Raw genomic sequence first — 10419 nt, forward strand, 5'->3', positions numbered from 1 at the left:
AATTAAAGGACTCGCTGTCGCTCGATTTGTTTGTTGGTGCAAATTCATCTCGCCACTAAAAGGCACGTCCGCCGTTACCTTCGGTAACTCTACTCGGACTCGCTTTATAGTGGGAGTCTTCTTTGCACATTTAAGATAACCGATGAATAGGCAGAATTAACAAAAGACTATGGCGATTCGGGAAGGGCGTTGGGATTGTCCCACTTGTGGGGTGACGGGGTTGCTGGGGCGCGATCGCGACTGTCAGAATTGCGGCGCACCCCGCCCGGAAGGCATTCGGTTTTATTTACCGGAAAATGCGGCGGCGGTGCAGGCGGCGGAGCAGATTGCGATCGCCAAAGCCGGAGCCGATTGGATTTGTGACTATTGCGGCGCAAGCAATCGCGCCCCAGAACCCGCCTGCGTCGAATGTGGTGCGCCCCCAGGGGAAAAACGCCAAGCCGTGAAAACCTATCCTCAACCGCCCACCTCAACGCCTCAAGCGTCCCCCTCAACGCCTCAAGCGCCCACGCAATCCCGGCGCGATCGCGCCAAATCCCCGCGATCAACCAATCTCCTCATCCGGTTTCATCAGCGTTTGGGCGTGCTGCGGTGGGCGTTTTGGAGTGGCTTGGTGAGTGTGATCCTGGTGGTGGTGATTGGGCTGCTGCCGATGCAGATTGATGCCACGGTGAGCCAACTGAGTTGGCAGCGATCGATCGCGGTAGAACGCCTCACCACCTTCACCGAAACGGGCTGGGATGTGCCAGCCGGGGGACGGGTACTCAGCCAACAGGAGGCGATTCGCTCCTATGAACAAGTTTTAGAAGGCTATGAAACCCGCACCCGCGAGGTCTCCGAGCAGGTGCAGGTGGGGAGTGAGTCCTATACCTGCGGCACGGTGGATTTAGGCAATGGGTATTTTGAAGATAAAATCTGCACTCGTCCGGTCTATGAAACGCGCACCCACACGGAAACCTACGAGGAGCCGATCTATCGCGATGAACCTGTTTATGATACGGAATACACCTACGAAATCGATCGCTGGGTGGTGAATCGCACTCCGACGGTTTCGGGGCTGGATCAAAATCCCCAATGGCCGCTGCTGGAGTTAGGCGCTCAAGAACGGGAAGGCGATCGCACCGCCACCTATACCATCCTGTTCCAAGGCGACAATGGGCGAGACTATCCCGTGACCTTAGACCTCGATACGTGGTCACAGTTTGAGCCTGGGGATGCACAGCCGCTGAAGGTGACTCGTTTTGGAGGCGCATCACTGCCGGATGAATAAACCCAACCTCCCGATGCGGCGAGATTTACAACCGTTACAAATCACCCCGAAGGACTTGGCCCAATGGTCGGGGGTGGTGTTTCCGGCTGGACAAATCGCGGCGGGGGAAGGGGGACGGGTGCGATCGCTCCTCGGTTCCGTCCTTGCCGCCTTTGGCGTGTTTTTTCTCGCCGAAGTGGTAATCCGGCAGCCCCTTTTAGATATTGGCTTGGGGCTATTGCCCTTGGGGGTGGTGGTGGTGCGAATTTTGGGGGATACCGTGGGCTGGAGTTGGACGGCGGGACAGGCGCAATATTTAGAGCTTGACCCGATGGCGCGGGAGAGTTTGGACGCGATCACGGTGGAGGTGGAAAATTTTAATAGGATGGTGCGATCGCTCCACCTCAACGACCAACTCCAAGCCGTGGGCAATCCCGGTCTTGCCCCCCAAACCCGCCAACGTCTCCTCACTGCCTTAAAACTGCTGCGCCAAGACCTGAGGCAAGCAATCCAAACTGAACGCATTCTGCGCGAAAACCGGGACTTAGTGGATCAACTGGCCCTCAACCCGTCGGAACTCTTCATCCCCGCCCTCACCTCGCTGCAAACCCTCCAACTCGAAGCCCAAGCCACCGATATTGAAGACTATCTCAGCAATGCCGTGCAAATTGCCCTTGATGTTCAGACTCAATTGAAAGCCCTGCAACGGGGTGAGAATTGAGGGCATTTACCCCCCATTGGCATAAAACGCAATTTCATATAAATCCCGCACGCCCGTAATCCCTTGGCCCACAAACAACGCCATCGCTACACAATTTAAAATAATATGAGCATTGCGCCACCGTAGGGATTTATCCCGATAAATTTCCTGCACCACCGCCAAGGAAATAATCATTAAAATTGACGCAGCAATCCCATAATAATAATGAGACCAATACCATTCACTGGTGCGCCGAAATACCCCATCCTGACAACCAATGATAATTAACCCCATACTGCTTAAAACCGAAAAAGTAACGCGCCAATTGGAAGTTTTTGCCCGATAAAGCAGGACAAATGTGGCAATCGTGAAGACAAACATCAACGCAATAAACAGGGCTTGAAATGGGCGTTCTGCGATCAGATTTTCAGCAATGAATTGTTTACTAATTAAGGTATAGGCCAATGCCACAAGGGACACACCAACTACGCCACCGGTCAGCCATTTGCCCATGTCTACGTGTTCTTTCCCAACGGAAGGGGGGAGCTTGCTTTTCTTCGTGTCTTTAATTTGGAGGCGACGCTGACGGGTTTGCCACGCCATGCGGCAGACGATGCCCAACATGGGGAAGACGAATAAAACCGCGATCGCAGGATGAATTAATGTAGCCCAAGCACTTGCAGTCATCGTAGGATTAGAGTCTAAAAAATTACAACAATCAAATAGACTCAGGCAGACTAGACAATCCTGAGAATTGCCACCATTTTACTTGAGAAATGGATTAATTAAAGTCCACCAAGCCGATGATTTTTGCTCGTATTCCTCTTCACAGCGTTCGGCGCGATCGCTCGGTAAATATTCATCTTCAACAATGAAGCTAAATTCATCGGGATCGCTGCCATAAATTAAACAAGCTGTATTATAAAATCGCTGGGTACTGAGGGCGTGTTCATCCCAATAGGCTAAGTCTTCGAGGTTTTCCTGTTCCTCTGCTGCTTCCATGTCAAACTGAAACATTCCACTCAAGACCCCAAAATCATCTTCATAGGCATCAAGGAGGGCGATCGCTGCAAAATTATCGGCGGCATCTTCTTCGTTGCCCGTGATTGGTAGCTCGTATTGCTCGATCAACGCATGGCCTAATTCATGGAAAAACGTAAATGAACTCGCATCAATGACTTCATTTGCGTAGTCTTCTTCTGTTTCAATATTTTCCTCAAAAATTGTGAGATAATCTGCGATCAGTTCATAACACATGGTGATCGTAATATCTTCGGGATCGTAATAGGCATTCGATTCGCCGCAACTGGTAAAAATCACCTCGATATTGTTAGGAAAGGCAAGATTTTCATTTAAATCAGCGACTAGATCATCAAAAAATGCGGTATCTTCGAGCACTGCCTGAATCGCCTGGAATTCTTCATCCTCGCTCTCGTCATAGAACACCGCGATATCGCCCGTATCCTCAATCTGTGCTTGGGCTTCTGGGCCTGTTCCACAACTGACAATACTCAAGAGTGCGATCGCACTACTCAACACACCATAAAACCACCGCCTCCCCGCATGTTCCATCCGTCGCATCATGATCGGTTCATCCTTCTGTGTTGGTGAAAATATTTCGTATTGTGCAATTCTACTGGCAGTGCTCCGGATTATTTAGCCAGATCCGCACAGTCCGCTTCTTCCCCTAGGAGTTAACAGCGACGCACCACCAGATCAATCCCTTCGTGGCCAACCACTTCAACCCGCGCATCAATGGGAATCAGTTCCCCCGTTTTGGATTGGGCTCCCCAGGAAATCGCGTTGAAGCGCACACGACCGGGGCGATCTGGATAAATGGTTTGATAGACGATCGCGTAACCCTGCCAACGGTTGAGGCGATCGCGAGGAGAAGGTTTCCGTTTGAAATTAAACATAGTTTCAGCGCATCGAGGATGAACAGGGGCAACCATCACCCCAGGGGATGACAGGGCCCACAATCGCCCCATCACAGTGGGAAAGCAAACTACGAGAATGTTTCGCAAAACTGAAATTGTCTTAATGTATTGTCTAAACAAACCCGGCAAAATTATGCAAGTAGCCGGATCGCATCCTTGACCCGAACGAGCCATTGAGCGTGGTTTTCAGCAAGTTGGGAGGATGATTCCCTTCAATCCCTTTGAACCGAGTGCATCTCAGTTATACAATCCCTCACCCAACCCTCTCCTGGGGGAGAGGGCTTTTGGCTCCTTTCTCCTGCGGGAGAAGGGCTGGGGATGAGGGGGATCTCTGGCGAGCCATGGGAATCTGCAAAAGTGAGATGCACCCTTTGAACCTTAGGAGAACGCCCCCATCTCATCGTTACGCCCGCTGCGATCGGCGATTAAGGGGGCTGGTGAGGGGTACTCGAAAAATGTCACGGCGATAGATAACCGGACAGGAGCCAATCGTCGGCGATGGGGGTCAGGGTGGTGCGGTGGAGGGCGATCGCATCGGTCATCTGTTGGAGTCCTAGCTCCCCCACCGGCGACGGTGCGCCCTGACCGCCAATGATTTTCGGGGCAATAAAGGCCATCACTTTCTGCACGGCTCCGGCTTGGAGGGCCGCGGCCGCCAAGACCCCACCACATTCCCACAGCACCTGATTCATCCCGCGATCGCCCAGGGTTTTCATCACGGCCTCAATCGTGAGGTGAGGCTGTTCGAGAATCTCCACACCGCGATCGCGCAGTTTCCTTTGGAGCACCGGATTCGCCCCTTCGGTGGTAAAAATCACGGTGGGGGCGGGGGCTACCTCCCACAATTGCGCCTCGGCGGGTAGCTCCAACCTGCGACTAAGGACAATCCGCACCGGATTGCGATCGCTCACCCCATGACTCGTCAACTGCGGATTATCCCGTCGCACCGTATTGCCCCCCACAATCACCCCATCACACAATGCCCGCACCCCATGCACCACCCGCCGCGACTCCGGCCCCGACACCCAGGCACTATGGCCCGTTGTCGTCGCAATCTTGCCATCGAGGGTCATGGCATATTTCAAAATCCCCAGCGGTCGCCCCGTGGTGACGCGCTGAATAAACCCCTCATTCAACGCCAAACAGGCCCCCTCCTCCACCCCCGTAATCACCTCAATTCCCGCCGCCCGTAGCCGCGCCATCCCTCGACCCGCCACCCGTGGATCGGGGTCAACCATCCCCACCACCACCGTTTTAACCCCTGCCCGAATCAAGGCTTTGGTACAGGGGGGCGTGCGGCCGGTATGGTTGCAGGGTTCAAGATTAACGTAGACCGTGGCCCCCTGGGCAGCCTCTCCCGCTGCCCGGAGGGCGAAGACCTCCGCATGGGGTTCCCCGGCCTTGGGGTGATAGCCTTCCCCTGCGATCGCGCCATCCTTCACCACCACAGACCCCACAAGGGGATTCGGGGCAGTGTATCCTGCCGCTTGGCGTGCCAATTCTAGACAACGCTGCATGAAAAAGGCGTGATCTGCCATGGAGAAGAGTGGGGCTGAACTGATTGACCCGAATCAACGAACATTTATAGCACTAGCCAGGGCAGTTAGGACATTTAGAGACTCTGGAACAAGGGGCTTAAGCCCCTTGCCTGTCCTAACAAATTTGTCCACTGCTATCAGCAACATCAACAGAGACCCAATCGCCCGCGACCGGTAGTGATTCCCCCGGCATCTCTCATTTTCAGGAGAACCGGGGGATCAATGGGCTGCAAGGGTCGCAAGACCGGTTTATTCACCCGGTTGGCGCACTAGCAAGACGGGGCAATTGGCATTCACCCGGACATAATCCGACAGGGATGTCCCCAACAGACGATCCAAGTCCGGTAGGGCACGAGCGACGGAGGGGCGACGATCCGGGGAACCTAAAATCAAGAGATCGATGGACTGATCCTCCACGAGCTTACAAAGCTGTGCCCCTGGTTTACCGCCTTCGACAATACACCGATACTTCACCCCCATCCGATTGAGCTTCGGGAGGGCTTGGGCAATGACTGTATTGCTTTCGATTTCGGCTTTGGTGGTGGGGGCAAAGTTGGGGTCAAGATCCGGGTTGACTCGTGCGACGACTAATTCAACGCCGGGAGCACCGTTTGCCAAGAAGAGAGCAAAGTCTAAACTCGCTTGGGACTTTTCGGATTTATCAAGCGCCACCATGATCCGCTTGATTTTGCGCACGTAGATGTCGTCACGGACTAACAACATCGGGCGATTCGCCAGTTGAAAGACGTATTGACTGACCGAGTTTTCAAGAATGGACTCAAGGCGCTTTAAGCCCCGTGACCCCATGATGATCAGGTCGGCATCAATTTCGTCGGCAACTTTACAAACGGTGTCTTTGGGTTCACCTTGCCGCTTTAACGTCGTGACTTGATGGGGATCAAGGTTGAGGGTTTTCGTAGCGGTTTCTAAGATCTCATCCCCAGTGGCTAGCTTGCTTTCCATGGCTTCGGTGGACACTTGGGGGGGGACGACGTGCAAAATCGTGACGTTTACCCCTTGCATGGCGGGTAAATCTTGCATTGATTGGAAGAGTTCTCTTGAGTTGCCGATGCCAGAGTCTGCTAATAAAACGTTTTTAATCATTAATCATGTCCTCTACCGTCGTGTTGGGTTGGGGTGTTTCAACACAATCTTTATCCTGTCTATTGTTCTAGGATACGTCTCTTTTTATCTCATTCCCTTAACGTTATGTAACTAAACGGATTGAGAAGGATTGCAAGTCTGAGGGGATTTAGAGGGGTGGGGCAAAGGTGTGACTTTTGGGGTCATATTTCCAGCCGGTTTCGATTTCGATGGCTTCGTAGAGGGAGAGGCCAGCGGTTTCAGCATGGTGACGAATTTTGGGCATGTTGAGGGGGACGAGTTGACTGAGTTCGTCGAGGCGGATGGCTCCGAAGGGGCGGGAGTCGGGGCGATCGCGCTCTAGGGCAGCGGGGAGGGAGGGGCGATCGCGGGGGGCGGGCAGTGGGGTGACAATTTCGGCGGTGACGGAGGCAATGTCGAGGGTTTGGGCTTCTAGGGTTTTGAGGCGTTTGTGGAGGCTGTGGACTTGTTTGGTGAGGGTGGTAACGGTGGTGTTGAGGGTGTCGAGTTGGGGCTGCCAGGGGGCGGCGGTTTCGAGGTCGAGGTAGTGAGCGATCGCTTGTTTGAGCACGTCGCTGCGCGATTGGTTATGGGCGCTCGCGTAGTGGTCGAGGGCGGTTAGCCAGGCTTCAGGAACGTGGCAGGTGAGGGGAAACTCTTGGGGCATGGTGGGCAGGGAGAGGCACAATAAATCGGGCTTAGGCAACGCAAATCGTCAAATTCACTAAGATTGTGGATATGAACATTTTTTCGGGGTGTGTCGTCGTTCAGTTCAAGATCATGTCGTCTTCAATGTAATGTATTCTCCCATCGGTAGCACCATGATTTCTACAGAATTGCCAGTAGAGTTGGATTGGCAGGATTGGCGATCGCAACTCAAGCACCGCATTACCACCGTCGAGGCCCTGCGCCATTGGATCAATCTCACCCCCGCCGAAGAAACCGCGATCGCCCAATGTGTTGGTAAATATCGCTGGAGTATTACCCCCTACTACGCCGCCTTGATGGATCGTGATGATCCCACCTGTGCCATCCGTCAACAGGCCGTGCCCCAACTCGATGAATTTCGCACCTTTGCCGGTGCAGAGGATGATCCCGTCGGCGATACGATCTACCGCAAAACCAATCGTGTGGTGCATAAATATCCCGATCGCATCATTCTCTTGGTCACCCAAGCCTGTGCTGTGTACTGTCGCCATTGCACCCGGAAATATCACACCACGGATGTGAATGGCACTTACTTTGAGCAAAATGAAGCCGTCAGTTGGGAGCCGGATTTTGCCTATATCGAAGCCCACCCCGAAATTCGGGATGTCTTGCTGACGGGGGGTGATCCCTTAACCTACAGCGATGCGAAGCTAGAGCCGATCCTCGCTCGGCTGCGGCAGATCCCCCATGTGGAAATTATCCGCATCGGGACGCGCTATCCCGTCCTGTTGCCCCAACGGATTACCCCGGAGTTTTGTGCGATGTTGGATCGCTACCATCCGGTGTGGCTCAATACCCATTTCAACCATCCAAAGGAAATCACACCGGCGGCGGCGGCGGCTTGCGATCGCCTCCTGCGCCATGGGGTCATTGTCCAAAATCAAACTGTCCTCCTCAAGGGCATCAACGACAGCCTCGACACCATGAAAACCCTCCTCAAAGACCTCTTGAAGATTCGGGTGCGTCCTTACTACCTTTACCACTGCGACAATGTGACCGGTGTGTCCCACTTCGCCACCACCATTGCCGCCGGTCGTGAGATCATGCGCGGCCTCCAGGGGGAAATCACCGGTTTCGCCGTGCCTCAATACATCATCACCACGAAGTTCGGTAAAATTCCCCTCACTGAGGAATGGGTACAGGCCAATGAGGAGGGTTATCATCTCGAAAATGCCTATGGCCAAACCCTACAGCTTACCGAGCATGGGGTCAGCACCTAATCCTGCCAGGATAGCCGTTGCGTCTGAGTTCGACGCGGCGGCGATCGCGCTGCAGGGCGGTAGATACGCCAATGGTTGGGGTGAAGCAGGCAAGGATAACCCGTAGCCTGAACTTGTTACGATGGCGTAGACGGGCCAACTCTTGAGTAACAGGACATTTTCACCATGTCTGATCGGGAATCCATTCAATCTGGGGCGATTCATTGGGAACTGCGTTTGCTGAGAGGCTTAGAGCTGACGAGTGTTCATCAACTGAAGGTGTTGCGTCAATTGCGCAAGTTGGCGGATGATGCTTCGCTCCAGTTGATTCGCCTTGATCTCGATCGTAGCGATCGCCCCACCCTCGTCTTTGCCGGCACATTTACCGGCTTCCAGCGCATCCGCACCCTTCGCAAAACCCACCAACTCACCAGCCTCCTCCAATTACCCGTCAAAGACGTTGCCCCCGTCGATAGTGAACCCGATGCGGCGGCGGCCCCCTCTGCCCCCATCACCCTGCCCACACAATCCCCCGAAAGCCTGATCTATCAGTCCTTCGCCATGCTTGTACAGGCCCATCCTCCCCTAGAGGTGATTGATCACGTTCAACACCTCATCGTTGACACCCACAATATTCAGGATCTCAACCTCAAAGCCACCCTCGATCAAATTGTCCTCGCCAAGAATGCCCCTACGGTCTTTCCGCAGTTTCTCCTCCATTGCTGCTTGATCCTGATCGATTTTTGGCAGCTTGACCCCAAGGCACATGCCTTTATTCCTCAGCTAGTCGCCTGCTTCGATCACCTCCCCAGTCCCGGCTATAAACAAGCCAGAGCGGTGCATCGTCTCCGTGAATTGGTGGCGGAATTCTTAAAAACGGAGCAGTACACAATTCTCCATCGCATTGCTCAACTCTATCAACCCACCCAAATCGCCGATCATCACCCCCTAGGGGCATTGCTCGGCCGCTATCCGTTCCTCTTTAAAACGCTGCTGCTCAATGATGAGAGTGACTACGAACAGCAGCAAACGGTTCGCTATCTTTACACCCGGCATCAGGAGCGGTACGAGTTTCAGCTCAACCGCTTTGTCACCTATCAAGCCCGGTTAGCCGATATTGCCCGCGCCCGACAATTGAGCCAGGGAGCGGGGCGGGTGATTCGGCGTGAGAAAAATCCGACGTTATTGAGCGATCGCGAACTCGCCACCGCCCTCCGCCATTTTTGGGACAAACGACCCGGCCGGGAAACCAGCAAAGAACTCGCCCAGCGGCTCCGATTTGGCATTAGTCACTTTTCCTCCTACGCCTCCTTCAAAGCCCAACTCCATCAATACCTCGTCCACTCCCTCCCCTCCTCTAGTCCCTACCCAATGAGTAATCAACTCCAAACCTATCTCCACAACATTTTGCCGCGCTACGATCAGCGTCGCCCCGACGAATCCCTAAGCCTCCGCACGGCCACCAAACTCTTAGGACTGTTGATGATCGAAAAAGACAATAACCCCGATCACTATCGCTTCATCGAAGCCGTCGCCAACCTGGGGGCCACCTACACCATCGGGATGCTGATGAAACTCACCCTCCTCTCGCCCCCCCTTGTCCCGGAACTGGAAAAACGCCTAACCCGCCTCTTTCTCCACTATCAAACCTTCCCGCAGCAGGATGTCGCCTGGCTGATTCAGGTGTTGGAAAATTACCAGCTTGCGAGCAGTATCTATCGGGGGTCTGTGGATTTATCCCCCCTGTCCCATCTCTTGCACGCCAAAACAAACCCTCAACGCTCAAAGCGACCCACCCACCCGACATCTTAGAGGTTGTTTAAAAAGTGTCTTGAATAGAGAGGCAAGGGGTGCATCCCACTTTTGCAGATTCCCATGGCTCGCCAGGGAGCACCCTCATCCCCAGCCCTTCTCCCGCAGGAGAAAGGAGCCAAAAGCCCTCTCCTGAGGGAGAGGGTTGGGTGAGGGATTGCATAACTGGGAT

General features: G+C 53.9%; 10 protein-coding genes. 4 read left to right on the forward strand and 6 right to left on the reverse strand.

The genetic code is table 11. The features are described from left to right. Positions 1-169: 169 nt before the first annotated feature. Entirely contained in the window at positions 170-1270 is a 1101-nt protein-coding gene (locus tag PN477_RS19355; RefSeq protein ID WP_272115575.1) for a zinc finger protein, read from the forward strand. After that, positions 1263-1970 carry a hypothetical protein gene (locus PN477_RS19360; RefSeq protein ID WP_272115576.1) on the forward strand — a complete coding sequence of 236 codons (708 nt, stop codon included), beginning with the start codon at positions 1263-1265 and terminating at the stop codon, positions 1968-1970. Before PN477_RS19355 ends, PN477_RS19360 begins: the two co-directional genes overlap by 8 nt. Before the next feature lie 6 nt (positions 1971-1976). Here PN477_RS19360 and PN477_RS19365 read toward each other — a convergent pair whose 3' ends face one another. The 6 genes from PN477_RS19365 to PN477_RS19390 form a co-directional block, all read right to left on the reverse strand. Then, complete coding sequence (locus PN477_RS19365) at positions 1977-2636, reverse strand: DUF4079 domain-containing protein (protein WP_272115577.1); 660 nt, start codon at positions 2634-2636, stop codon at positions 1977-1979. A 78-nt stretch (positions 2637-2714) separates the two neighbouring features. Then, entirely contained in the window at positions 2715-3533 is an 819-nt protein-coding gene (locus PN477_RS19370) for a DUF4344 domain-containing metallopeptidase (protein ID WP_272115578.1), read from the reverse strand. Between the two features lie 110 nt (positions 3534-3643). Beyond that, the gene (locus PN477_RS19375; RefSeq protein WP_272115579.1) at positions 3644-3865 is read right to left on the reverse strand and encodes an NfeD family protein; all 222 of its coding nucleotides are present in this window, start codon (positions 3863-3865) and stop codon (positions 3644-3646) included. Between the two features lie 479 nt (positions 3866-4344). Continuing rightward, on the reverse strand, positions 4345-5424 hold the full coding sequence (gene ribD, locus PN477_RS19380; RefSeq protein WP_272115580.1) for a bifunctional diaminohydroxyphosphoribosylaminopyrimidine deaminase/5-amino-6-(5-phosphoribosylamino)uracil reductase RibD: 1080 nt from the start codon (positions 5422-5424) through the stop codon (positions 4345-4347). A gap of 249 nt (positions 5425-5673) precedes the next feature. Next, positions 5674-6528, reverse strand: a complete 855-nt coding sequence (locus PN477_RS19385) for a universal stress protein (protein ID WP_272115581.1) — start codon at positions 6526-6528, stop codon at positions 5674-5676. 148 nt (positions 6529-6676) lie between these two features. Beyond that, positions 6677-7195, reverse strand: coding sequence for a CopG family ribbon-helix-helix protein (locus tag PN477_RS19390; protein ID WP_272147566.1), 519 nt, complete (start codon positions 7193-7195; stop codon positions 6677-6679). 154 nt (positions 7196-7349) lie between these two features. Here PN477_RS19390 and blsG point away from each other — a divergent pair, with 154 nt between their 5' ends. Together blsG and PN477_RS19400 are read left to right on the forward strand one after the other, a co-directional pair. Then, complete coding sequence (gene blsG / locus PN477_RS19395) at positions 7350-8456, forward strand: arginine 2,3-aminomutase (RefSeq protein ID WP_272115585.1); 1107 nt, start codon at positions 7350-7352, stop codon at positions 8454-8456. A gap of 165 nt (positions 8457-8621) precedes the next feature. Continuing rightward, positions 8622-10247: a hypothetical protein gene (locus tag PN477_RS19400; RefSeq protein ID WP_272115587.1), complete on the forward strand. Its 1626-nt coding sequence runs from the start codon at positions 8622-8624 to the stop codon at positions 10245-10247. Positions 10248-10419 lie beyond the last annotated feature (172 nt).

It is taken from the genome of Spirulina subsalsa CS-330, assembly GCF_028330765.1.
Lineage (GTDB): Bacteria > Cyanobacteriota > Cyanobacteriia > Cyanobacteriales > Spirulinaceae > Spirulina > Spirulina subsalsa_A.

What these genes read in the sequence shown, in the direction of transcription:
- PN477_RS19355 (WP_272115575.1), top strand. Translation starts at nt 170, where the DNA reads ATGGCGATTCGGGAAGGGCGTTGGGATTGTCCCACTTGTGGGGTGACG.
- PN477_RS19360 (WP_272115576.1), top strand. Translation starts at nt 1,263, where the DNA reads ATGAATAAACCCAACCTCCCGATGCGGCGAGATTTACAACCGTTACAA.
- PN477_RS19365 (WP_272115577.1), bottom strand. Translation starts at nt 2,636, where the DNA reads ATGACTGCAAGTGCTTGGGCTACATTAATTCATCCTGCGATCGCGGTT.
- PN477_RS19370 (WP_272115578.1), bottom strand. Translation starts at nt 3,533, where the DNA reads ATGATGCGACGGATGGAACATGCGGGGAGGCGGTGGTTTTATGGTGTG.
- PN477_RS19375 (WP_272115579.1), bottom strand. Translation starts at nt 3,865, where the DNA reads ATGTTTAATTTCAAACGGAAACCTTCTCCTCGCGATCGCCTCAACCGT.
- ribD (WP_272115580.1), bottom strand. Translation starts at nt 5,424, where the DNA reads ATGGCAGATCACGCCTTTTTCATGCAGCGTTGTCTAGAATTGGCACGC.
- PN477_RS19385 (WP_272115581.1), bottom strand. Translation starts at nt 6,528, where the DNA reads ATGATTAAAAACGTTTTATTAGCAGACTCTGGCATCGGCAACTCAAGA.
- PN477_RS19390 (WP_272147566.1), bottom strand. Translation starts at nt 7,195, where the DNA reads ATGCCCCAAGAGTTTCCCCTCACCTGCCACGTTCCTGAAGCCTGGCTA.
- blsG (WP_272115585.1), top strand. Translation starts at nt 7,350, where the DNA reads ATGATTTCTACAGAATTGCCAGTAGAGTTGGATTGGCAGGATTGGCGA.
- PN477_RS19400 (WP_272115587.1), top strand. Translation starts at nt 8,622, where the DNA reads ATGTCTGATCGGGAATCCATTCAATCTGGGGCGATTCATTGGGAACTG.